Below are 22,116 nucleotides of genomic sequence, written 5' to 3'. Positions count from 1 at the left end.
TCATCTGTTGTATCGCTGGTGGGCTGAAGCGGAGCGCCGCCCGGCCCACCCTACGGTTCTTGCTCAGCCGCGGCCGATCTCCTGCGCCGTGCGCTCCACCGCGCGGCGGGTCTTGTCCACCAGCTCGTCCAGCTCGGCGCGGGTGGCCACCAGGGCCGGCGCCATGATCATCCGGCCCAGGGTGGAGCGGATGATCACGCCCTCCTCGAAACCGAGGGTGCGGCAGCGCCAGGCGATGTCGTTCTCGTTGTCGAAGCGCTTGCGCGTGGCCTTGTCCTGGACGAACTGCAACGCCGCCACCAGGCCGGTGCCCTGCACCTCGCCGATCAGCGGGTGGTCGGCGAAGACCTCGCGCAGGCACTGCTGCAGGTAGGGGCCGGTGTCGTTCTTCACCTGGGCGACCACGCCCTCGTCGCGCAGCGCCTTGAGGTTGGCGATGGCCACGGCGGCGGCCACCGGGTGCCCGGAGTAGGTCAGGCCGTGGGCGAACACGCCGCCCTGTTCCACCAGCACCTCGGCGATGCGCTTGCCCAGCACCAGGCCGCCCATGGGCACGTAGCCGGAGGTCAGGCCCTTGGCGATGGACAGGGTGTCGGGCTGGAAGCCGAAGTGCTGGTGGGCGAACCATTCGCCGGTGCGGCCGAAGCCGCCGATCACCTCGTCCGCGCACAGCAGCACGTCGTACTGGCGGCAGATGCGCTGGATCTCCGGCCAGTAGGACTCCGGCGGGAAGATCATCCCGCCCGCGCCCTGGAAGGGCTCGGCGATGAAGCCGGCGACGTTCTCGGCACCCAGTTCGAGGATCTTCTCCTCCAGCTGGCGGGCGCAGCGCAGGCCGAACTCGGCCGGCGTCAGGTCGCCGCCCTGGGCGAACCAGTAGGGCTCGTCGATGTGGGCGACGTCGGGGATCAGCCCGCCCATCTCGTGCATGAACTTCATCCCGCCCAGGGCGGTGGCCGCCAGGGTGGAGCCGTGGTAGCCGTTCCAGCGGCCGATCATCACCTTCTTCTGCGGCTGGCCGAGGATCTGCCAGTAACGACGCACGGTGCGGATCAGCACCTCGTTCGCCTCGGAACCGGAGTTGGTGTAGATGGCGTGGCTGTAGTGGCCGGGCAGCAGGCTGAAGAGCAGTTCGGAGAGCTCCACCACCGCCGGGTGGGTGGTGTGGAAGAACATGTTGTAGTACGGCAGCTGCTCCAGCTGGCGGGCGGCGGCGGCGGCCAGGTCCTTGCGGCCGTAGCCCAGGTTGGTGCACCACAGGCCCGACATGCCGTCGAGGTAGCGCTTGCCGTCGTTGTCCCACAGGTACAGGCCCTCGCCCCGGGTGATCACGCGCGGGCCTTCGGCATTCAGTGCCTTCTGGTCGAGAAAGGCATGGATGTGGTGCGCGGCATCGGCCGCCTGGTAGTCCTCGGTACTGCGCTGCGGGGTGATGGGAGCGTTCATGGTCTTCTCCTGCTCGTCAAAGTGGTTCGGGGGAAAGGGCGGCGCGGGTCAGCGGCGCCGGCTCGGAAGGGGTCAGCGGCTCGGGCACGAACAGCGGCTTGTCCATCACCAGCCTGATCCAGGCCACGGCGATCACCGAGATCAGGCCGAGCACCACGCCGGCGGTGGCGAAGATCTTCGCGGTCATCTCCGGGGTCGGCGAGACGTGGTAGATGGCAAAGAGCATGCCGGCGATGCCGAGCACCTGGGGCCAGGGATAGAAGGGCGAGCGGAACGGCCGCGCGATGTGCGGGTAGCGGCGGCGCAGGGCGATCACATCGATGTGCACGATGATGTAGGCCAGCAGCCAGGCCAGCGCGGCGGCCAGCAGCAACAGGCTGATGGCGTCCGGGTCCTGGCCGAGCAGCAGGATCGGCAGGCCGGTGATGGCGGCGATGAACAGCACCGCCACCCAGGGCGTGCGGGCGCGGCGGCTGAGGCGCTTGAACTGCGGGAAGGCCTGGCCGTTCTGCGCCATGCCGTAGAGCATGCGCGGCAGCGCGGCCAGGGAGGAGTTGACCGTGCTGCAGGTGGCGGTCACCGCGGCGGCCACCAGGAACAGCTTGCCGGCCTCGCCGAACACGGTGGTGGCGAAGAGGAAATGCGGCAGCGGGTCGGCCGCCAGTTGCTCGCGGGGGATGCACAGCAGCGCGCCGAGGCAGTAGAGGACGATGATGCCGAAGATCAGCGTGAGGCCGATGATCATCGAGCGCGGGATGTTGCGCTCCGGGCGGCGCGTCTCCTCCACCAGGGGGCAGACGAACTCGGCGCCGACGAAGCCCCAGATGGCCATGGCCGCCAGGGTCAGCGCGCCGGCTTGCAACGGGTTCCAGCCCTGGTCCAGTGGCGTCGTGGTGGCGGCCAGGTCGCTGCCGACGGCGCCCAGCCCGAGGGCCAGCAGGCTCACCACCATCACCAGCGCCAGGGCGCTCTGCAGGCGGGCGAAGACGTCGATGCCCAGCAGGTTGAAGCCGGTGAACAGGGCGAGCACGCCATAGGCGACCAGCATGGGCGGCAACGCGCCGGGGTAGACCTTGCCGATGATCAGGTCGAGCAGCAGCAACTCGGCGGAGAGGGCGAACATCGCCACCACCATGTAGCCCGAGAAGGTGGCGAGGATGGCCGGGAAGTGGCCGATGGCGACTTCGGTGTAGCTGCTCAGGCTGCCGGCGCGGGGGATCATCAGCGAGAGTTCGGAGAACGACAGGGCATAGGTCAGCGCCAGCAGGTAGGCGATGCCCAGGGGAATGATGAAGCCCAGCCCTGCCAGGCCGGCGCCTTGCAGCATCAGCACCATCACACCCTGGGACACCACCAGGCCGACGGCGACCGCCACCAGCGGGCCCAGTCCGAGGACGCGGCGCAGGCCGCCCGATTGCCCCTTGGCAGGGATGGAAACACTCGCACTCATGACGCTCTCCCGATCTTCTTGTTATCCGCCTGCGGCTCAGGGGCCGCCGGCTGGTGTGACGGGTGCACCCGTCGTTCAGCCCCGCCCGCGCGGGGCTGAACCCGCGTGGGCTAAGCCATGGCTCAGCGTGCCGCCCAGGCGTTGAAACGTTCCTCCAGCTCCTCGCCGTGGTTGACCCAGAACTCCGCATCCACCAGCTGCGCCTCGGCGAGGTTCGCCGGCGCGGTGGGCAGTTGTGCCTGGGTGGCCGCGGGCAGCTGCGCCAGGGCGTCCTGGCGCACCGGCCCGTAGGGGATCTGGCTGGAGAACTGCTTCTGGGGCCCGGCCTGGCTGGCGAAGGCGATGAAGCGCTCGGCCAGTGCCTTGTTAGGGCTGCCGCGGACGATGGCCCAGTGGTCCGGGTCGTAGAGGTTGCCGTTCCACACGATGGCGAGCGCGGAGCCCTCCTTCTGCGCGGCGGCGATGCGACCGTTGTAGGCGGCGGACATCACCACGTCGCCGGCCGCCAGCCACTGCGGCGGTTGCGCACCGGCCTCCCACCACTGGATGTGCGGCTTGATCTGGTCGAGCTTGGCGAAGGCGCGGGTGACGCCTTCCGGGGTCGCCAGCACGCTGTACAGGTCCTCGCGCTTCACCCCGTCGGCCAGCAGCGCGGCCTCCAGGGTGTACTTGGCGCCCTTGCGCAGGCCGCGCTTGCCGGGGAAGCGCTCGAGGTCCCAGAAGTCGGCCCAGGAGGTGGGCGCCGCCGCCAGCTTGCCGGCGTCGTAGGCCAGCACCATGGACCACACGTAGCTCGCCACGCCGCACTCGCTCAGGGTGCCGGGCATGAAGCTCGCGGCATCGCCGAGCAGGGCCGGGTCGATGGGCTCGAACAGGCCTTCCTCGCAACCGCGCAGCAGCTCGGGGCTCTCCACCTCCACCACGTCCCAGCTGACCTGGCCGATATCGACCATGGCCTTCACCTTCGACAGCTCGCCGTTGTATTCGCCGGCCACCACCCTGGCCGCGCCGCTCTGCTCGAACGGCCTGAAGTAGGCGGCGTCCTGGGCGGCCTTGGTGGCGCCACCGAAGGAGATCACGGTGAGCTTCGCAGGCTGGGCCTGGGCGATGCCGAGGGTGGTGAGCAGGGCCAGCCCGAAGGCCGTGGACAGGGTGGGACGCAAGGATCTGGACATGAGAACTCCCTCACTACTTTTCAGTCGTGTTCAGTTGTCGAGGCAGTTGTGGCCCTGGGGCCGGGGCTCCGCGCGTGCACGGGCGCGGATGGTTTTCTTGTCATGGCGGCCGCGCGGCGAGGCGCGGCCGGGTCGTCGTCGCGACCTCAGCGCAGCTGGAACCAGGTGGTCTTCAGCTGGCTGTACTTGTCGAAGGAATGCAGCGAGAGGTCGCGCCCGAAACCCGATTGCCGGCCGCCGCCGAAGGGCACGGTGACGTCCAGCGCGTCCACGGTGTTCACCGACACGGTGCCCGCCTTGAGCGCGCGGGCGACGCGGTGGGCACGGTGCAGGTCGTCGCTCCACACCGAGGCGGCCAGGCCGTAGACGCTGTCGTTGGCGAGGCGGATGGCTTCCTCCTCGCTGTCGAAGGCGCTGATGGCCAGCACCGGGCCGAAGACCTCCTCGCGCGCCAGGGTCATGTCGCTGCGCACATCGGCGAAGACGGTGGGCTCGACGAAGTTGCTCGAGCCGTTGAAGCTCAGGCGCCGGCCACCGGCCAGCAGCCGCGCGCCCTGGCCCTGGGCGCCCTCGATGAAGCCCATGACGCGGCCGGTCTGCGCGGCATCGACGATGGCGCCGGCACGGCTGGCCGGGTCCAGTGGGTCGCCGGGCATCCAGTCGCGGGCCTTGGCCAGCAGGCGCTCGATGAATTCGTCCTGGATGGAGCGCTGCACGTAGAGGCGCGAGTTGGCCGAGCACACCTCGCCCTGGTTGAAGAAGATGCCGAAGGCGGCCTTCTCGGCGGCCAGGTCGAGGTCGCGGCAGTCCTCGAACACCAGGTTCGGGCTCTTGCCACCGCACTCCAGCCAGACCTGCTTGAGGTTGGACTGGGCCGAATAGCCCATGAAGTACTTGCCCACCTGGGTGGAACCGGTGAACACCAGGCAGTCCACGTCCGGGTGCAGGCCGAGGGCGCGGCCGGCGCTCTCGCCCAGGCCCGGCACCACGTTGAGCACGCCCTCGGGGATGCCGGCCTCCAGGGCCAGTTCGCCCAGGCGCAGGGCGGAGAAGGGCGACTGCTCGGCGGGCTTGAGCACCACGCTGTTGCCGGCGGCGAGCGCCGGGGCCAGCTTCCAGGCGGCCATGTCGAGGGGGAAGTTCCAGGGCACCACGGCGGCGACCACGCCCAGCGCTTCGCGGGTGATGGTGGCCAGGGTTCCGGGGGCGGTGGGCGCCACCTGGTCGTAGAGCTTGTCCAGCGCCTCGCCGTACCAGGCGAAGACGTTGGCGGCACCGGGCACGTCGATGCTGTAGGCGTCCATCACCGGCTTGCCCATGTCGAGGGAGTCCAGCAGGGCCAGCTCCTCGCGGTGGGCCAGCATCAGCTCGGCCAGGCGCAGCAGCACCTTCTTGCGCTCCACCGGCGCCATGCGTGCCCAGGGACCCTGCTCGAAGGCGCGGCGGGCGCTGCGCACGGCGAGGTCCACCTCGGCCTCGCCGCAGGCGGCGACGCGGGCCAGGAGCTGGTTGGTCGCGGGGTTGATGGAATCGAAGGTGGCGCCGGATGCGGCGGATACCAGGCGGCCGTCGATGAGCGCCTGGTCAATGAATGCTTGCCGGGCAGCTCGCTGCTGCCAATAGCCGAGATCGAACACGCTGCACTCCCACTCGACCGTCTTCGCGGTCTGGTTGTTATTCGTGACTGGGCCTGATGGTGCGACAGAGTTCGGCTGAGGAAAATTATTAAAAATATGCTCGGTGGATAAGAAAAAGCTCGGTAGCGCAAGCACGCGCGCAGCGCCCTCCCGCCCTTGGCTCCAGCCTGGGGCGGCGGGCCTGCAGGGTGCGCCATAGGGGTGCGAAAACACCGGAAAAAAGGGACGCCTGTACGGGCGAATTCATTCGCCCACCGTTCCACCCAGCGTGCAGGCCGCTTCTTGTTCGTGGGAGCGGATTCATCCGCGATGAGCTCACCGACGCATCGTCGGTGGGCTGAAGCCCACCCTACGGCCGTTGGCGAACAGCCGGTGGGCTGAAGCGGAGCGCCGCACGGCCCACCCTATGGCCGTGCCTGGCCCGGCTAGGTGACCCGCAACTCCATCGGCTGGTAGGTGAGCCCGGCGAATTCGCCTGTCTCACCGCTGCACTGGAAGCCGTAGCGCAGGTACGCGCCCACCGAGGTCAGCGAGGCCCGGACCGTGATCGCATCCACCCGGGCGTGTGCGGTCATCGCCTTCACCAGTGCCTGGCCGATGCCCTGGCGCTGGTGCTGGGGGTCGATGAACAACATGGCCAGGTGGCGACCTTCCTTGAGTTCGAGAATGCCGCGGAGCGAGCCGGCCACTTCGTAGACCAGCATCAGGTTGTCGCCCTGCAAGCGCTGCAGGAAGGCCTCGGCGGCGGCCACCTTGGCGAAGGTCTCGACACCTTGCGCGGGCAGCGTGGGCGCGACCGAAGCATTGAAGGCCGCCATGCACAGCGCGCTGACTGCATCGATGTCCGCCGGCGCCATCTTCCTGATCACCATTCTTCGCTCCTTCGTCCTTGTGGCATGGCCGGCCACGTTAGCACCGGGCGCCATCCGGGCTGAAGCGTTGTGTCGGGCGGTGGATCAGCCCGGGTTCTCCAGGTAGTCGGCCAGGCGCAGGAGCATGGCGTCGCAGGCGTGGAGCTGTTCGAGGCTGATGAACTCGTCGGGCTTGTGCCCCTGGTCCATGCTGCCGGGGCCGCAGACCACGGTGGGGATGCCGGCCTGGTCGAACAGCCCGCCCTCGGTGCCGAAAGCGACCGTGCCGAATTCGCTGGAGCCGGCGATCCGCGCCAGCAGCCGCGCGGCGTCGCTGTCGGGAGGAGTGGCGAGGCCGGGGTAGGCGCTCAGGCTCTGCAGCCGGATGGCCGTGTCGGGCTGCACCGCCTGCATCTTCGGCAGCAGCTCGGACTCGGCGTAGCGCTGCAGTTCATCCGCCACCTGCTGGGCATCGAAGCCGGGCAGGGCGCGGACCTCGAAGTCGAACTCGCATTCCGCCGGGACTATGTTCAGCGCCCGGCCGCCCTTGATCAGGCCGGTCTGCACCGTGGAGAAGGGCGGGTCGAAGCGCGGGTCGTGGTGCTCGATGCGGGCCAGCCGCGTGCCGATATCGCCCAGCTTGCCGATCAGCTGCGCGGCGTATTCGATGGCGTTGACGCCATGGGGGGCATAGGCGGAATGGCAGGCGGCGCCCTGCACCTGGCAGCGCATGGCCAGCTTGCCCTTGTGGCCAAGCACCGGCTTGAGTTCGGTGGGCTCGCCGATCAGGCACAACAGCGGCTTGTGCGGGCGCTTCTCCAGCTCGGCGAGCATGCTGCGCACGCCGAGGCAGCCGACTTCCTCGTCATAGGAGAAGGCCAGGTGCACCGGCACCTGGAGCGGGCGTTCGAGGAAGCGCGGCACCGCCGCCAGCACGGACGCGATGAAGCCCTTCATGTCGGCGGTGCCGCGCCCGTAGAGGCGGCCGTCGCGCTCGCTCAGGCGGAAGGGCGGAAGGGTCCAGGCCTGCCCGTCCACCGGCACCACGTCGGTGTGCCCGGACAGCACGACGCCACCCCGCTCGCGCGGGCCGAGGGTGGCGAAGAGGTTGGCCTTGGTGCCTTCCGGGTTGTGGAACAGCTCGCTGTCCACGCCGAAGCCGGCGAGGTAGTCGCGGATGAAGGCGATCAGCTCCAGGTTGGAGTCCCGGCTGACGGTGGCGAAGCCGATCAGCCGCTCCAGCAGGTCGCGGCTGCTCGCCTCACTCATCGCCGGGTACCCCGTAGCTGGGCGCTGCCGTCGGGTCCAGGGCGCGGGTGATGTAGTCCTGCATCTGCGGGCGGTAGGCTTGCCAGAGGCCGTCGAGGCGGCCGATGGGGTCCTCGTCCGCCCAGTCCACGCGCAGGTCGACGATGGGCCAGGTGAGGTCGTCCACCACCTTGAGCGCCGCCGAATGCACCGGGCCGGCCTCGCCCCCGGCGGCCATCGCCGCGTGCATGGCCGCCAGCAGCCGGTCGGCCAGGAGGCCCGGTGCGTTTTCGAAGGCCTGCACCATGGCGTCGATCACCCCGGTGCCCGAGAGCAGGTTGCCGGCCGCCACGCATTGCTCGCCGGCAACCGCGTTGTGCAGGCCCAGGGCTTCCTTGCCGCTGAACAGGGCGGTGCGGCCCTGGCCGTCGATCACCGTCACCTGGCGGTACTGGCTCCAGCCGTTGGCGTGCAGCGCCCGGTCCAGGGCGGCGGCGGGGTCGAGGTGCTGGTGCTCCAGCAGGTCGAGGATCTGCGGGCCGAGGGCCGGCAGGGTGACGTTCTGGGTGGCCACCGCGCCGACACCGGCGCGCAGCCAGGGGCAGCGGGCGCCGACGGCGATGCTGGAGGAGCTGATGGCGATGCCCAACTGCCCGGTTTCCGCGCAGCGGCCGATGATCGAGAAAGTCATGGGTCGCTCCTCAGCGCTGCGGCTGCCAGTCGTCCGGGATCACCGCGATCACGTCGATCTCCATCAGCCACTGGGGCTGCCCCAGGGCCGAGACCACCAGGCCGGTGGATATGGGGAACACGCCCTTCAGCCACTTGCCCACTTCCTGGTAGACCGGTTCGCGGTAGCGCGGGTCGACCAGGTAGGTGGTGGTCTTGACGATGTGCGAGAGGTCGCTGCCGGCTTCCTCCAGCAGTTGCTTGAGGTTCTTCATGGCCTGCTCGGTCTGCGCGCGCGGGTCGCCCAGGCCCACCAGGTTGCCGTCGAAGTCGGTGCCGACCTGGCCGCGCACGTACACGGTATTGCCGGCGCGCACGGCCTGGCAGAGGTCGTTGTCCAGGGACTGGTTGGGGTAGGTGTCCTTGGTGTTGAACATGCGGATGCGGGTATGGGTGGGCATCAACTTACTCCCATGATGCTGGCTTTCTGGGCGGGCGAACCGGCCTGCGGGGCCCTGGGGCTGCCGTTCAGGCCGCCTTCCTGCTGGCGCTGCGAGGCGTCGCGGTAGGCGAGGTACTTGCGTTGGGTGGCGATGTGGTCGGCGATGTGCTTGGCGTCGTGCCATACGCCCCAGATGAAGGTGGAGCCCCGGCGTGACAGCCAGGGCAGTCCGACGAAATACACGCCCGGTTCGCTGGAGACGCCGCGCTGGTGGCGGGGCTTGCCCTGGTCGTCGAAGGCGTTCACCTGCAGCCAGCTGAAGTCCACGGAGTAGCCGGTGGCCCAGATGATCGAGGTGACGCCGGCGGCGGCCAGGTCCAGCTCGAGCAGCGGATGGGTGATGCATTCCGGGTCCGGCCGCTTGCGGCGCGCCTCGGGCTCCTCCGGCAGGTCGAGGCCGTTGCGGGCGATGTAGGCATCGGCGGCATCCAGCAGCGACAGGTAGTTCTCGTCGCCCCGGGCGATGTTCTCGGCCAGGTCGTCATTGAATTTCGCCACCCCGTTCTCGAAGGATTTCGTCAGCCCCACCAGGGTGATGCCCTGGCTGGCCAGGTCGCGGAAGTCCACGGTGTGGCCGCCCCGGGCGCCGCTGACGGCGATGGTGACGTGCTCGCGGCCCGGTTGCGCGGCTTCCGCGTCCCACAGGCCGAGTACGCCCAGCCACCAGCAGAAGTCGCGGTTGCGGTAGCTGCGCGGCGGACGGTCGTGGGCGCCCACCGAGAGGTAGACCTTGCGCCCGGCCCGCATCAGCTCGTCGGCGATCTGTACGCCGGAGGAGCCGCCCCCGACCACCAGCACGGCGCCGGCGGGCAATTGCTGCGGGTTGTAGTAGGCGGCGGAGTGGATCTGGTGGAGCGTGCCCTGCGTCGGGGCGATGGCCGGGATCACCGGGCGCTGGAAGGGGCCGGTGGCGGAGACCACGCGGTTGGCCTGGATCACGCCGATGGAGGTCTCGACGGTGAAGCCCGGGCGGTCGGGGTTGCGCACCACCTTCTTCACCTCGACGCCGGTGCGGATCGGTGCGTTGATCTGCCGGGCGTAGGCGACGAAGTAGTCCGCCACCTGCTCCTTGCCGGGGAACTCATCCGGGCCGACGTCGAATTCCATGCCCGGGAAGCGGTCGTGCCAGGCCGGGCCGTTGGCCACCAGCGAATCCCAGCGCCCGCTGCGCCAGGCTTCGGCGATGCGGCTGCGTTCCAGTACCAGGTGCGGTACGCCGAGCTTGCCCAGGTGTTCGCTCATGGCCACGCCGGCCTGTCCCGCGCCAACGACGAGCGTATCGATTTCTATGGTTTCAACGGTCATGTGTCTGTCCTTCTGCAAGGCGATTCGCGGTTGTCGGGCGGTGCTGCGGGGCGGGACGGGGGCGAGGCGCGAGGTGGCCGGGGGCGGACAGGCTGCACTTGCTCGCCGACCGTCTGCGCGGTCCGGGCTTCGTGAGTCGAGTGCAGCGGATGGTGCGATAGAGCTCGGCCGAGGAAAATTATTAAAAATATGCTCGGTGGATAAGAAAAAGCTCGGCAGCGCGGCAGCCCATGCCGCGATGCCTGGGGTATGTTTCGCAGGGACGATCCCCGCCCACAACAAGCTGCCCGGCCATGACCGCAGGTGGCACGCGACGCCGAGGTGCCCCGTGGCGAACTACACCCTGCGACAACTCAAGTACTTCGTGACGACCGTGGAGTGCGGCAGCGTGGCCGAGGCGTCGCGCAAGCTGTACATCGCGCAGCCGTCCATCTCCACCGCCATCAAGGGGCTGGAGGAGAGCTTCGGCGTGCAGTTGTTCATCCGCCACCACGCCCAGGGCGTGTCGCTCACCCCCAGCGGCTCGCGCTTCTACCGCAAGGCCCAGGACCTGCTGCGCATGGCCTGGGAATTCGAGCAGAACGCCCTGGCGGTGAACGACGTGGTGGCCGGGCAGATCGACATCGGCTGCTTCGAGACCGTGGCTCCGCTCTACCTGCCGGGGCTGATCGCGGGCTTTCGCGAGCGCTACCCGGGGGTGGAGATCCGCATCGGCGATGGCGAGCAGCAGGAGCTGGTGCAGGGGCTGACCGCCGGGCGCTTCGACCTGGCGATCCTCTACCAGCACGAGCTCGACGCCACCATCGAGACCGACCCGCTGATGCCGCCGCAGCGACCCTACGCGCTGCTGCCGGAGAACCACCGCTTCGCCCGCCAGGCCCAGGTGTCGCTGCGCGACCTGGTGCTGGAACCGATGATCCTGCTCGACGTGCAGCCGAGCCGGACCTACTTCGTCAGCCTGTTCGAGGAGCTCGGCCTGAGCCCCAACATCGGCTTCAGCTCGCCCTCCATCGAGATGGTGCGCGGCATGGTGGGGCAGGGCTTCGGCTTCTCGGTGCTGGTCACCCGGCCGCATTCCGAGTGCACCTACGACGGCAAGAAGGTGGTGATGGTGGACATCGCCGAGCCCGTCACCGGCTCCGGCCTGGTGGCCGCGTGGCTCAAGCGCGCGCAGCTGACCAAGCCGGCGCAGCTGTTCGTCGACTACTGCAAGGAACACCTGCCCGGCGGCAGCGCGCCGGTGCCCTCACCGGGCTGAAACCCGGGCCACCGGTTGACCACCGGTGGGGGCGAATTCATTCGCGAAAGCGGCGTCCTGCGATGTGTAGGATGGGTAGAGGTACGAAACCCATCGATGCGGAGCAACCCGTAACCGCATGGGTTTCGCTTCGCTCTACCCATCCTACGAAGAGCGCCGGTGCCTGGGGCTAGGCCTCAACCCGCCCCGCCTCCTTCAACAACGCCTTCAGCCGCTCGCCGTCCAGCGCCGGGCAGAGGCCGGCCGGCTTCTGCATCACGGCGTCCTCGGCGGCGAGCATGGCGTTGAGGATGGCCTCGTCGGTGCTTTCCACCGCCGCCAGGTAGAGGGCGTCGATGTGTTCATCGTTCAGGCACTCCAGGCTGAAGCGCCCGCCCGGGGTGAGCTGCGGCAGGGGGCGCGGGTTGGCCACGCTGAAGGCGAGGAAGATGTCCCCCGAGTTGTTGCCCCCCGGCGTGCCGCCCAGGCCGATGCCGAGGCCGGCGCGCTGGGCCAGGCGGCGCAGCTGGTGGGGCAGCAACGGGGCGTCGGTGGCGAGGATGACGATGATCGAGCCGCGCTCGCGGTCGAGCCCGCCGGGTTGCTCGCCCAGGGCCTTGCCCACCGGTACGCCCAGCACCTTGAGCCAGTCGCGCTGGCCATGGTTGGCCTGCACCAGGGCGCCCAGGGTATAGGCCTGGCCGTCGATCTCCAGCATCCGCGAGGCGGTGCCGGTGCCGCCCTTGAAGCCGTAGCAGATCATGCCGTTGCCGCCGCCGACGTTGCCTTCGGCGATGGCGCCGTCGCGGGCGTCCGCCAGCGCCGCCAGGGCGTCGGCCTCGGTGACGTGCTGGCCGTTGATGTCGTTGATCACCCCGTCGTAGGTCTCGGCCACCACCGGCATCGCCCACAGGTGGCTGGCATCCCAGGCCTGCGCGTAGTGGTCGATGGTCCAGCGCGTGGCGGCGTGGTGGACGATGCCGACGCTGTGGGAGTTGGTGATGCACACCGGGCCGACGAAGTAGCCGCCGTGCTCGATCCAGTGGGTGCCGGTCATCTCGCCGTTGCCGTTGAGGGCGTGGAAGCCCGCCCACACCGGCTGCGGCTCGCGCTCCAGGCCCCGGGGGAGGATGGCGGTGACGCCGGTCTTGATGCGCTTGCCGTTGGCGGCGACGGCATCGAGGGTGCGGTAGCCGACGCGCACGCCGGGCACGTCGGTGATGGCGTTGTTGGGGCCGGGCCGGCCGGGGACGGCCAGCCCGAGTTCACGGGCGCGTGGTTTAGCCATGGGCATTCTCGGCAGGGGACGTGGCGGGCTTGCGGTTGCGCAGGTAGAGCCCGAGGGAGGCGATGAGCAGCGAGGCGATCAGCAGCAGGGTGGCGATGGCATTGATCTCGGGCTTGATGCCGCGACGGATCATCCCGTAGATGAACACCGGCAGCGTGGTGGCATCGACCCCGGAGATGAAGTAGGTGATCACCAGGTCATCCATCGAGATGATGAAGGCCAGCAGGGCGCCGCCGAGCACGCCGGGAAGGATCTGCGGCAGGGTGATGCGGCGGAAGGTGGTCCAGGGCGAGGCGCCGAGGTCCGCCGAGGCTTCCTCCAGGCGCGTGTCCATCCCCGCCAGGCGGGCGCTGACGATGAGGAACACGTAGCTGATGAGGAAGGTGCAGTGGCCGATGATGATCGACGTCTTGCCCAGGGGGATGCCGCTGCCGACGAAGAAGATCAGCAGGGCGATGCCGAGGACGATGTCCGGCATCAGCATCGGCAGGAACAGCAGCACCCGGTAGAAACCCTGCAGGCGGAAGCGGTAGCGCGCCAGCGCCAGGGCGGTGAGGGTGCCGACCAGGGTGGCGATCAGTGTGGTGCTCAGGGCCACGATGAGGCTGGTGCGCAGGGCGGCCACCAGCTGGTCGGTGGATTCCACGTAGAGCGCGTTCTCGTTCAGCGCGCTGGAGAAGCCGAACAGGGTGCGGTACCAGTCCAGGCTGGCGCCGCTCCAGATCATCATGTTCACCGGGTTGGCGTTGAACGAGTAGGCGACGATCAGCGCGATGGGCAGGTACAGGAAGGCGAAGAAGGCCAGGCTGTAGCCGCCGAGCAGGCCGCGGCCGAGGCGGGCGAGGAGGGCGCTCATGCCAGGCCCTCCCTGGATTGCGAACGCGACTGCCAACGCACGTAGAGCAGCAGGAACACCAGCATCGCGGCCATGATCAGCATCGCCAGGGCGGCGCCGAAGGGCCAGTTGCGCGCGGCGAGGAATTGCTGCTCCACCAGGTTGCCGATCATCACCACCCGTGCGCCGCCCAGCAGCGAGGGCACGATGAAGTTACCCAGGCTTGGGATGAAGACGATGATCGAGCCGGCGGCGATGCCCGGCAGAGTCAGCGGGAAGACGATGCGCCAGAAGCTCTGCCAGCGGCTGGCGCCGAGGTCGGCGGAGGCTTCCAGCAGCTTGCGGTCGAGCTTCTCCACGCTGGCGTAGATGGGCATGAACATGAAGGGGATGAAGATGTAGGTCATGCCGATCAGCACGGCGGTTTCGCTGTAGATCAGGTTCAGCGGCCGGTCGGCCAGGCCCAGGGCCTGCAGGGCCAGGTTGAGGAAACCGGTGGGCCGCAGGATCAGCACCCAGGCGTAGAGCCGCACGATCAGGCTGGTGAAGAACGGCAGGGTGATCAGGAACAGGAAGAAGTTGCGCCGCCGCTCCGGCTGCCGCGCCACCCAGAAGGCCGCCGGGTAGCAGACCGCGAGCGTCAGCACCACGGTGATCGCCGCCAGCTTGAACGAGCGCAGCAGGATCTCCAGGTAGACGATGTCGAACTCTTCGTTGCTGCCGTCGGCCCATCCGAGGATGCGGCCGAAGTTGTCCGGGTAGAAAGACCATTCCACGCCGCCGTACAGGCCCGGTTCGAGCAGGCTGTAGAGCGCCATGATGGCCATGGGCACGAGGAAGAAGCCGACGATCACCAGGGTCGCCGGGCCGAGCAGGGCCACCAGGCGCAGGCGTGCGCGGGCGGCGAGGGAGAGCGCGATCACGGGTGGGCCTCCTGCGCCAGCAGCAGGTGCGGGGCATCGGTGGCGTACCACAGCTGCACCCGCGCGCCGGCCTCGAGCGTGCTCATCAGCTCCCGCGAGGGGGCGCGCAGTACCGCCTTCACCGGGCTGCCGTGCAGGGTGCGCACGCTCAGCTCGAAGTCCTTGCCGATGAACACCTGCTGCAGCACGCGGCCCTCGATGAAGGCGTGACGGGCCGGGTCGCCCGGGCAGGCGAGGTGGAACTGCTCGGGACGCAACATGGCCTGGAGCTTCTGCCCCGGCACCAGGTCGGTGCGACGCAGGCGCAGGGTGTCGCCCTGGGCGGTGAGGAACTCCACGGCGTCGCCGTGGTGGCGGGTGACGCGGCCGTCGAACAGGTTGCTCTCGCCGATGAAGCCGGCGACGAAGGCGTTGGCCGGGCGGTCGTAGATGTCTTCCGGGCTTCCCAGCTGCTGCACGTGGCCGCCATTGAGCACGACGATGCGGTCGGACATGGTCAGCGCTTCTTCCTGGTCGTGGGTGACGAAGACGAAGGCGATGCCCAGCTCGCTCTGCAGGTTCTTCAGCTCGCGCTGCATGCTCTGGCGCAACTGGCGGTCGAGGGCCGAGAGCGGCTCGTCGAGCAGCAGCAGGGCGGGCTTGTTGACGATGGCGCGGGCCAGGGCGATGCGCTGCTGCTGGCCACCGGAGAGCTGGCCGGGCTTGCGTTTCTCCAGCCCCGCCATGCCCACCAGTTCGAGGGCGTCGGCCACCTGGTGGTTGCGCTGGGCCTTGGCCACGCCACGGATGTCCAGCGCGTAGCCGACGTTGTCGCCGACGCTGAGGTGGGGGAACAGGGCGTAGCTCTGGAACACGGTATGCACCGGGCGCAGGTGCGCGGGTACGTCGTTCATCAGCTGGCCCTGGATGCGCAGCTCGCCGCCGTCGAGGCCTTCGAAGCCGCTGATCACCCGTAGCAGGGTGGTCTTGCCGCAGCCGGAGGGGCCGAGCAGGGTGACGAACTCGTTGCCGCCGACGCACAGGTCGACGCCATCGAGGGCGCGGACGGCGTGGCCTTCCGGGGCGCGGTAGTGCTTCACCGCAGCGGTGATCTGGACCACCGGTGCACTGTTGACGATGCAGGTCATGGAGAACTCCGGCGGGCGCGTCGCGCACCCGCTCTCTTGCTGGCTCAGTTGGCGGTGCGCACGCGGGTCCAGGCGCGGTCGTACTTCTTCAGGTCCTTGCCCAGGTCGTTGAAGATCTGCAGCTTGGCCATGACATCGGCCGGCGGGTTGACCTGCGGGTTGTCGCGCAGCTCGGCGGGCAGCAGCTTGAGCGCCTCGCGGTTGGGCGTGCCGTTCATCTGCTGCCGGGTGTTGAGGGCGGCGATCTCGGGGGTGAGGAAGAACTCCATGAAGCGCTTGGCGTTGGCCTTGTTCGGCGCGCTCCTGAGCACGCACATGTCTTCCTGGTACATCGTCGCGCCTTCCCTGGGGATGACGTAGGCGAGGTTCTGCGGGTCCTGCTTCACGTACATCATGGCGCCGACGAAGTAGTGTGCGGCGGCCACGTCGCCCGACTGCACCATGGGCACGCTGTCGTAGGTGAAGGCCGAGACCAGCGGCTTGCGCTCCAGCAGCCACTGCTCGGAGACCTTGAGGTCGGCGGCATCGGTGGTGTTGACCGACTTGCCGTTGACGATCAGGCCGACGCCCAGGGTCTCGCGCATGTCGTCGAGCAGGATGACCTTCTTGCCGGATTCGGCCAGGGCGAAGAAATCCGCCCAGGATTCGATGGGGCGGTCCACCTTGGTCTTGTTGTAGAAGATGCCGACGGTGCCCCAGGCGTAGGGCAGGCACTGCTCGCCCCTGGGGTCGGACTTGGCGCGGAGGAAGGCCGGGTCGATGTTGGCGAAGGCCGGGCTGGCGCCGATGTCGGTCTTCTCCAGCAGGCCCAGGGCGGACAGGGTGTCGTGCATGTGCACGGAGGGGAACACGATGTCGTAGCCGGTGGCACCGGCCTGGAGCTTGGCGAGCATTTCCTCGTTGCTGCCGTAGGTGTCCAGTGACACCTTGATGCCGGTCTCGTCGGTGAAGCGCTTGAGCACCTCGGGGTTGATGTAGTCGCCCCAGTTGTACAGGTGCAGCTCCTCGGCGGCCTGTGCGGCGCCGAGGGTGAAGGCCAGGGTGGTGGCGAGCAGCGGCGCGGCGAGGCGGCGCAAAGGATGCAGCAGGGGGTGAGCGGGCATGTTCCTGTTCTCCGTTCTGGGCCCGGCGCGGCTGGCGCGGGCCTGGCTGGGGCAGCTCTTGCATGGCCGATGGGCCGAAGGGATAGCGGAAGAAACGGTGTTTTTATTTTTTGCCTCGCCGTGGAGCATAAAGTATCTTTCTTCCAATATTCAATACAGTGACATTAATCTTCCAATATTGGGCGGGAACCGAGGCATGCTGGACAGCAAAGTGGAGCAGATCGAAGGCAAGCTCACGCCGAACGAACGCACCCTGTGGGCCTATATCCAGGCCAACCTGGAGACCATCGCCTTCGAGAACGGCGCCAGCCTGGCGGAGAAGAGCGGGGTCAGCCCCAACACCGTCAGCCGCTTCCTGCGGCGCCTCGGCTACAAGGGGCTGAAGAGCCTGAAGGAGGAGCTGCGCGACGACATCCGCGTGCAGTCGCTGCTCAATACCACCCTGATCGAGCGGGTGGAGAAGCAGCCGGATGACCTGCTGGACCACCTCAACGAAGAGATCGACGCCCTCGTCAGCTTCGGCAACCAGCTCAACAGCCAGCACTGGCAGGACATCGTCACGCGCGTCGCCGAGGCCGAGCGTGTGTTCGTCTGCGGCTTCCAGACCATCCGCGGCCTGGCCGAGGACTTCGCCAGCCGCCTGTCGCTGGTGCGCTCGGGGGTGGAGTTCCTCGACCTCTACCGGGGCGTGCTCGGCCAGTGGGTGGACAGCCGCGACGAGCGCTGCTGCGTGGTGCTGATCGACATCGCCCCCTACGCCGATGTCGGCATCGCCTTCGCCAACACCCTCAAGGAGGACACGGACCTCGTGGTGTTCACCGACGAATACGGCATCGCCCGGCACATCTCCACGCCCTGGATCGTCACCATGAAGACCAAGACCGGGCTCATCCTCGAATCCACCGGCGGCCTCACCAGCGCCCTCAACGTGCTGCTGCACTGCGTCGCCTCCAGGCGCAAGGGCGAACTCAAGGACCGCCTCGCCGCCTACCGGGCGCGGGTCGAGAGCCTGAAGCTGTATCGGAGTTGAGGGCCTTGTCCGCTGGATAGGTCTTAGTGGGCCCCCGCGTGCGCGGGGGTGACGGTGGTTGGGGGGGCGCTTCGCCTCACTCCGTCATGCTCGCGAATGCGGGGATCTTGTAGAGGCGCTGTTCAGTGGGCCCCCGCGTGCACGGGGTTGACGGTGGTGTGGGGACGTTCCGCTTCACTCCGTCACCCCCGCGAACGCGGGGATCCACTAAAAGCCCTGGCTGACCAGTTCATCCCACAGGTCTAGCCACTGAGGGTTCGTCGACTCGATCAGCTCCACCTTCCACTCCCTGCGCCATTTCTTCAGGCGCTTCTCGCGCTGGATGGCCTCCAGCATCGACCCGTGCATTTCGAAGTGGACCAGGCGTTTGATGCCATGACCTTGGGTGAAGCCGTCCACATAGCTGTTGCGATGCATCCAGATGCGCTTCACCAGGTCGGAGGTGACGCCGATGTAGAGGCTGCCGTTGAAGCGGCTGGCCAGGATGTAGACGGCGGGCTGGCGGGTGGCCATGGAATTGCTCCTCGGGATGGGAGCGGATCATGGTGCTATCAGTCGTTCTGAGAGGTTTCCGAACATCGGGTAGGGGATTTCTGGCGTGGCGGGTTCAGTGGATCCCCGCATTCGAAAGGATGACGAGGTATGCGGAACTTCGCGCCACTGCGTCACCCCCGTGAATGCGGGGGCACCCAAAGGCCCAAGGAACGGGGCCCCGCATCCGCAGGGCCCCGTCATGCCTGGTTGCGACCTACCTGGCAGGCACCAGCTTCAGCGTTCCCTGGGTATTGGCCTTCACGTCCTCTTCGCTCATGTGCATCGGCACGTACTCGCCCTTGACGTAGCGCTCGGCCTGGTCGTCGTAGTGGCGGTCGAAGACCACGCCGCTCTGGCCCACCGGGTTGATGCCGATGGCGTGGGCCGGGTCGGCCATGTCGACCAGGCGGCGGGTGGAGGGGCCGTAGACCACTTCCCAGGGTGCCGGGCCGACGCGGTTGGACAGGTTGTTGGGCACCTCGTGGCCGCCGGGGGCGGCGAAGGGGCCGACGTTGAACAGCTTGTCCAGCGGCTTCTGCATGCCCAGCGGGTGGCCGTGGGTGAGGGTGTGGGCGCGGCCCCAGGCCCATTTCGAGCTGTCCGCGCCGAGGGTCTGCTCCAGGTGGGCGAGGCTGGCCTGCCAGGCGGCCTTCACCGTATCGGCGCGGGTCTCGCGGGCGTCGGTGCTGCGCACGTCCCACCAGGGCGAGTCGGCGTCGGCGGCCAGGCGCGGCAGGCCCACGTCGAGCACGCGGGTGGACAGCAGGTTGTCGAAGAAGGCGTCGCCCAGCTCGTCGTGGAAGGCGCCACGGGCCAGCTCGTAGACCAGTTGTTCGAAGACCGTCGCGGCGGTGGAGTCCAGCGGGTGGTCGCCCTGCCAGGCGGCCAGTTGCTCGACCAGGGCGCGCTCGGCGTCGTCGGCCGCGGCGGCGCGCAGGTCGCCCAGCAGCGGGGCGAGCAGGCGCGGGCCGTAGCCGGTGGCGGTCTCCAGCTGCAGGGCGCGGCTGTTGTCCTGGTCCCACTTCACGTCCTTCTGCGCGAGCAGCTGGTCCAGGCGCTGGCCGCGGTCCGGCAGGTTGTAGTAGCCGGGGATGGCGACTCCGGTGGGCGACTGCGGCTGGTAGTTGGCCGAGACGATGTAGCCGCGCTCGGGGTTCTCCTCATGGGGGTTGGCGCTGAAGGGCAGGTAGCCGGGCTTGTCCGCCTCGCCGCTGGCACCGTCGAGGATGAAATAGGGGTTCACCCCGTCCGGGCGCTGCGGCAGCTTGGCCGAAGCCCACCAGCCGATGTCGCCGGCGGCGTTGGCCCAGACGACGTTGAGGCCGGGGGCGTGGATCTTCTCGGCGGCGCTGCGGGCCTTGTCCAGGGTGTCGGCGCGATTGAGCTGGTAGAAGGCGTCGAGGATGGGGTTCTCGGTTTCTAGGAAGGCCCACCACATGGCGATCGGGGTCTTGCCGGGGGGCGCTCCGAGGGCGTCGTTGACGATGGGGCCGTGGGGCGAGCGGCGCAGGGTCAGCTTCACCGGCTCGGCGTCCTTGACCTGGATGGTCTCCTCGCGGCTCTGGAGGTCCACCCACTGGCCCTGGTACCAGACCTGGCCGGGGTTGTCCGGGTTGACCTTTTCGGCGATCAGGTCGAGGTCGTCGTTCTGGAACATGGTCAGGCTCCAGGCGAACTGCCCGTTGTGCCCCAGCGACGCGGTGGGGTTGAGCGCCTGGTAGTGGCCGTAGAGCTCGAAGCCGGGGTAGGAGGCCTGGGCTTCGTACCACACCGCCGGGACGGCGAAGCGGATGTGCGGGTCACCGGCCAGCAAGGGCTTGCCGCTGGCGGTGCGGCTGCCGGAGACGGCCCAGGCGTTGCTGCCCTCGAACTGCGGCAGTCCGGCTTCGACCAAGGCCTGGTGGCTGAGGCGGGCGAGGCCGTTGAGGGCCTGCCAGTCGCTGGCGGCGAGCTTCTGCCCGACCACGCCCTCGGGGTGCCAGTCGAGGTCGAAGGCCTTGAGGTAGTCGGCGCCCAGTTCGTCACGCACGTAGGTCAGCACCGGCTCGGTGCGGAAGGCGGCGGCGAAGCTGTAGGCCATGTAGCCGGCGACGGAGAGGGTGTCTTCCACCGTGAAGGGGCGCTTGGGGATGCCCAGCAGGTCGAATTCCACGGGTGCCGGGCGGCTGGCCTGGTACTGGTTGATGCCGTCGAGGTAGGCGGTCAGCGCCTTGGCGGCGGGGCTGTCCATGTCCATCTTCTTCGCGTAGACGGCGGCGTGCTGGCGCAGCTCCAGGGTGCGGAACATGCGGTCGGTATCGACCAGGCGAGCACCCAGCACCTCGGCCAGTTCGCCACGGGCGAGGCGGCGCAGCATCTCCATCTGGAACAGGCGGTCCTGGGCATGGACGAAGCCCAGGGCGCGGTACATGTCGGCCTCGTTGGCGGCCTGGATATGGGGCACGCCGCGTTCGTCGTAGCGGACGCTGACCGGGGCCTGCAGGTGTTCCAGGGCCAGCTCGCCGTCGCGCAGTGGCTTCTTGCCCTGGGCGTACCAGGCGCCACCGGCGGCCACTGCGGCCACGATCACGGCGAGGGCTGTGAGGGTGCGTTTCATGGAGGGTTCTCCTTGTTGTAGTGGGCGCATTCTGCGCAGCCGGGAGCACCCTCGCATTGACCAAATGCAGCGAAGCGCGAAGCATAGGGTCAAAACCGGAGGCCCCCATGATCCCGCCCCTGCTGCCACGCACCGCGCTCACCCATTCCTCGACCCTGCGCCGCCTGCTCTACGAGGCGCTGGCCGAACTCGGCCTGGACCCGACCGATACCTACCGCCGGGTCTACGGCCAGCCGCCGTCGGTGCCCTGGCTGGACGGCCGCGAGGACCACGACAGCGCGCCGCGTTTCTGGCAGGCGCTGGCGGCCATCACCGGCGACGAGGACATCGGCCTGCACCTGGCCGAGGTGATGCGCCCGCGCCCCATGGACGTGATGGGCTACCTGCTGCAGTCGGCGCGTGACCTGCGCCAGGGCCTCGACGCCTTCGTGCGCTACCAGCACGTGGTTTCCGGGGGCTTCGCCGCGCGCCTGGAGGAGGACGGCGAGCAGGCGCGCCTGGTGATCGACCTGCACTACCGGGGCATCGGCCACCTGCGCCAGCAGGTCGAGTGCGTGGCGCTGCTGATGCAACGGACCCTCGCCAGCATCATCGGCGGCCCGTTGCCGGTGCTCGGCGTGACCTTCCGCCACCCGCGCCCGCGACGCCTGGGGGAGCACCGGCGGCTGTTCGCCATGGAGCCCTCGTTCGGCCAGCCCCACGACGCCCTGGTGCTGCCCCGCGAGCTGCTTGGCCGGCCCCTGGGCAGCGCCAGCCCGCGGGTGTTCGAGGTGCTGCTGCAGGAGGCCGCGCTGCAGCTGGAGCAACTGGTGGAGAACCAGTTGCTGGAGCGGGTGCGCTATTGGCTGGCGCTGCACATGGAGCGTGGCGAATGCACCCTGGCCGCCTGCGCCGCCGCGCTGGGGCTCGGCCGCAGCGCCCTGCAGCGCAGCCTGGCGGAGCAGGGCAGCAGTTTCCGGGCGCTGCACGACGAGGCACGGCGCATGCGCGCGCGGGAGCTGCTGGCCGAGGGGCAGGGCATTCGCGAGGTGGCGCGGGCCTGCGGCTTCGCCGAGCTGTCGCCCTTCTACCGCGCCTTCCGTCGTTGGGAAGGGGTCACTCCGCGCGGCCTGGGTCGCGACGCCTGAGCGCCTGCGCTGGACTATGCTCGGTCGACCGCT

General features: G+C 68.8%; 19 protein-coding genes. 3 read left to right on the top strand and 16 right to left on the bottom strand.

Features of this window, described 5'->3' with window-relative positions; translation table 11 throughout:
- Positions 1-63 precede the first annotated feature (63 nt).
- From WFQ67_RS01055 to WFQ67_RS01015, 9 genes are all read right to left on the bottom strand, one after another.
- Positions 64-1,446, bottom strand: a complete 1,383-nt coding sequence (locus WFQ67_RS01055; protein ID WP_213627784.1) for an aspartate aminotransferase family protein — start codon at positions 1,444-1,446, stop codon at positions 64-66.
- Positions 1,447-1,462: 16 nt separating this feature from the next.
- Positions 1,463-2,896, bottom strand: a complete 1,434-nt coding sequence (locus WFQ67_RS01050) for an APC family permease (RefSeq protein ID WP_337055981.1) — start codon at positions 2,894-2,896, stop codon at positions 1,463-1,465.
- Between the two features lie 122 nt (positions 2,897-3,018).
- The gene (locus WFQ67_RS01045; protein WP_337055980.1) at positions 3,019-4,071 is read right to left on the bottom strand and encodes an ABC transporter substrate-binding protein; all 1,053 of its coding nucleotides are present in this window, start codon (positions 4,069-4,071) and stop codon (positions 3,019-3,021) included.
- A 146-nt stretch (positions 4,072-4,217) separates the two neighbouring features.
- Positions 4,218-5,708 carry an aldehyde dehydrogenase gene (locus WFQ67_RS01040; RefSeq protein WP_337055979.1) on the bottom strand — a complete coding sequence of 497 codons (1,491 nt, stop codon included), beginning with the start codon at positions 5,706-5,708 and terminating at the stop codon, positions 4,218-4,220.
- Positions 5,709-6,133: 425 nt separating this feature from the next.
- Positions 6,134-6,580: a GNAT family N-acetyltransferase gene (locus tag WFQ67_RS01035; RefSeq protein WP_213627791.1), complete on the bottom strand. Its 447-nt coding sequence runs from the start codon at positions 6,578-6,580 to the stop codon at positions 6,134-6,136.
- Between the two features lie 84 nt (positions 6,581-6,664).
- On the bottom strand, positions 6,665-7,828 hold the full coding sequence (argE, locus tag WFQ67_RS01030) for an acetylornithine deacetylase (RefSeq protein WP_337055978.1): 1,164 nt from the start codon (positions 7,826-7,828) through the stop codon (positions 6,665-6,667).
- Positions 7,821-8,498, bottom strand: coding sequence for a DUF1028 domain-containing protein (locus WFQ67_RS01025; protein ID WP_213627793.1), 678 nt, complete (start codon positions 8,496-8,498; stop codon positions 7,821-7,823). The genes argE and WFQ67_RS01025 overlap by 8 nt, the downstream gene beginning before the upstream one ends.
- A gap of 10 nt (positions 8,499-8,508) precedes the next feature.
- The gene (locus tag WFQ67_RS01020) at positions 8,509-8,937 is read right to left on the bottom strand and encodes a RidA family protein (protein ID WP_173176567.1); all 429 of its coding nucleotides are present in this window, start codon (positions 8,935-8,937) and stop codon (positions 8,509-8,511) included.
- Positions 8,937-10,283: a flavin-containing monooxygenase gene (locus WFQ67_RS01015; protein ID WP_337055977.1), complete on the bottom strand. Its 1,347-nt coding sequence runs from the start codon at positions 10,281-10,283 to the stop codon at positions 8,937-8,939. The genes WFQ67_RS01020 and WFQ67_RS01015 overlap by 1 nt, the downstream gene beginning before the upstream one ends.
- Positions 10,284-10,611: 328 nt before the next feature.
- Between WFQ67_RS01015 and WFQ67_RS01010 the strand changes: the two genes are divergently transcribed.
- Positions 10,612-11,541, top strand: coding sequence for a LysR substrate-binding domain-containing protein (locus WFQ67_RS01010; RefSeq protein ID WP_263152110.1), 930 nt, complete (start codon positions 10,612-10,614; stop codon positions 11,539-11,541).
- Positions 11,542-11,710: 169 nt separating this feature from the next.
- Here the strand turns inward: WFQ67_RS01010 and WFQ67_RS01005 are convergent, their stop codons facing one another.
- The 5 genes from WFQ67_RS01005 to WFQ67_RS00985 are packed head-to-tail and all read right to left on the bottom strand — an operon-like array spanning position 11,711 to position 16,796.
- Positions 11,711-12,808 carry a DmpA family aminopeptidase gene (locus WFQ67_RS01005; RefSeq protein ID WP_337055976.1) on the bottom strand — a complete coding sequence of 366 codons (1,098 nt, stop codon included), beginning with the start codon at positions 12,806-12,808 and terminating at the stop codon, positions 11,711-11,713.
- Positions 12,801-13,664 carry an ABC transporter permease gene (locus WFQ67_RS01000; protein WP_173175257.1) on the bottom strand — a complete coding sequence of 288 codons (864 nt, stop codon included), beginning with the start codon at positions 13,662-13,664 and terminating at the stop codon, positions 12,801-12,803. Before WFQ67_RS01000 ends, WFQ67_RS01005 begins: the two co-directional genes overlap by 8 nt.
- Positions 13,661-14,566 (bottom strand): ABC transporter permease, encoded by a 906-nt coding sequence (locus tag WFQ67_RS00995; RefSeq protein WP_244862966.1) that lies wholly within the window; start codon positions 14,564-14,566, stop codon positions 13,661-13,663. Before WFQ67_RS00995 ends, WFQ67_RS01000 begins: the two co-directional genes overlap by 4 nt.
- The gene (locus tag WFQ67_RS00990) at positions 14,563-15,693 is read right to left on the bottom strand and encodes an ABC transporter ATP-binding protein (protein ID WP_337055975.1); all 1,131 of its coding nucleotides are present in this window, start codon (positions 15,691-15,693) and stop codon (positions 14,563-14,565) included. The genes WFQ67_RS00995 and WFQ67_RS00990 overlap by 4 nt, the downstream gene beginning before the upstream one ends.
- 44 nt (positions 15,694-15,737) lie before the next feature.
- The gene (locus WFQ67_RS00985) at positions 15,738-16,796 is read right to left on the bottom strand and encodes a polyamine ABC transporter substrate-binding protein (protein ID WP_213627798.1); all 1,059 of its coding nucleotides are present in this window, start codon (positions 16,794-16,796) and stop codon (positions 15,738-15,740) included.
- 196 nt (positions 16,797-16,992) lie between these two features.
- Here WFQ67_RS00985 and WFQ67_RS00980 point away from each other — a divergent pair, with 196 nt between their 5' ends.
- Positions 16,993-17,826, top strand: a complete 834-nt coding sequence (locus WFQ67_RS00980) for a MurR/RpiR family transcriptional regulator (protein WP_173175243.1) — start codon at positions 16,993-16,995, stop codon at positions 17,824-17,826.
- 207 nt (positions 17,827-18,033) lie between these two features.
- Here the strand turns inward: WFQ67_RS00980 and WFQ67_RS00975 are convergent, their stop codons facing one another.
- Together WFQ67_RS00975 and WFQ67_RS00970 are read right to left on the bottom strand one after the other, a co-directional pair.
- Positions 18,034-18,339 carry a GIY-YIG nuclease family protein gene (locus WFQ67_RS00975; RefSeq protein WP_337055974.1) on the bottom strand — a complete coding sequence of 102 codons (306 nt, stop codon included), beginning with the start codon at positions 18,337-18,339 and terminating at the stop codon, positions 18,034-18,036.
- Positions 18,340-18,574: 235 nt separating this feature from the next.
- Entirely contained in the window at positions 18,575-20,956 is a 2,382-nt protein-coding gene (locus WFQ67_RS00970) for a penicillin acylase family protein (protein ID WP_213627800.1), read from the bottom strand.
- A 107-nt stretch (positions 20,957-21,063) separates the two neighbouring features.
- Between WFQ67_RS00970 and WFQ67_RS00965 the strand changes: the two genes are divergently transcribed.
- Complete coding sequence (locus WFQ67_RS00965; protein ID WP_337055973.1) at positions 21,064-22,083, top strand: AraC family transcriptional regulator; 1,020 nt, start codon at positions 21,064-21,066, stop codon at positions 22,081-22,083.
- The last annotated feature ends 33 nt before the right edge of the window (positions 22,084-22,116 follow it).

Origin of the sequence: Pseudomonas sp. USHLN015 (assembly GCF_037153275.1) — a bacterium.
Taxonomy (GTDB): Bacteria; Pseudomonadota; Gammaproteobacteria; order Pseudomonadales; family Pseudomonadaceae; genus Metapseudomonas; species Metapseudomonas tohonis.
Note: the sequence above shows the minus strand (reverse complement) of the source record. Positions and strands in the feature narration are given on the sequence as shown.

Coding starts and splice junctions, on each gene's coding strand:
- WFQ67_RS01055 (WP_213627784.1), bottom strand. CDS start 1,446: ATGAACGCTCCCATCACCCCGCAGCGCAGTACCGAGGACTACCAGGCG.
- WFQ67_RS01050 (WP_337055981.1), bottom strand. CDS start 2,896: ATGAGTGCGAGTGTTTCCATCCCTGCCAAGGGGCAATCGGGCGGCCTG.
- WFQ67_RS01045 (WP_337055980.1), bottom strand. CDS start 4,071: ATGTCCAGATCCTTGCGTCCCACCCTGTCCACGGCCTTCGGGCTGGCC.
- WFQ67_RS01035 (WP_213627791.1), bottom strand. CDS start 6,580: ATGGTGATCAGGAAGATGGCGCCGGCGGACATCGATGCAGTCAGCGCG.
- argE (WP_337055978.1), bottom strand. CDS start 7,828: ATGAGTGAGGCGAGCAGCCGCGACCTGCTGGAGCGGCTGATCGGCTTC.
- WFQ67_RS01025 (WP_213627793.1), bottom strand. CDS start 8,498: ATGACTTTCTCGATCATCGGCCGCTGCGCGGAAACCGGGCAGTTGGGC.
- WFQ67_RS01020 (WP_173176567.1), bottom strand. CDS start 8,937: ATGCCCACCCATACCCGCATCCGCATGTTCAACACCAAGGACACCTAC.
- WFQ67_RS01015 (WP_337055977.1), bottom strand. CDS start 10,283: ATGACCGTTGAAACCATAGAAATCGATACGCTCGTCGTTGGCGCGGGA.
- WFQ67_RS01005 (WP_337055976.1), bottom strand. CDS start 12,808: ATGGCTAAACCACGCGCCCGTGAACTCGGGCTGGCCGTCCCCGGCCGG.
- WFQ67_RS01000 (WP_173175257.1), bottom strand. CDS start 13,664: ATGAGCGCCCTCCTCGCCCGCCTCGGCCGCGGCCTGCTCGGCGGCTAC.
- WFQ67_RS00990 (WP_337055975.1), bottom strand. CDS start 15,693: ATGACCTGCATCGTCAACAGTGCACCGGTGGTCCAGATCACCGCTGCG.
- WFQ67_RS00985 (WP_213627798.1), bottom strand. CDS start 16,796: ATGCCCGCTCACCCCCTGCTGCATCCTTTGCGCCGCCTCGCCGCGCCG.
- WFQ67_RS00980 (WP_173175243.1), top strand. CDS start 16,993: ATGCTGGACAGCAAAGTGGAGCAGATCGAAGGCAAGCTCACGCCGAAC.
- WFQ67_RS00975 (WP_337055974.1), bottom strand. CDS start 18,339: ATGGCCACCCGCCAGCCCGCCGTCTACATCCTGGCCAGCCGCTTCAAC.
- WFQ67_RS00970 (WP_213627800.1), bottom strand. CDS start 20,956: ATGAAACGCACCCTCACAGCCCTCGCCGTGATCGTGGCCGCAGTGGCC.
- WFQ67_RS00965 (WP_337055973.1), top strand. CDS start 21,064: ATGATCCCGCCCCTGCTGCCACGCACCGCGCTCACCCATTCCTCGACC.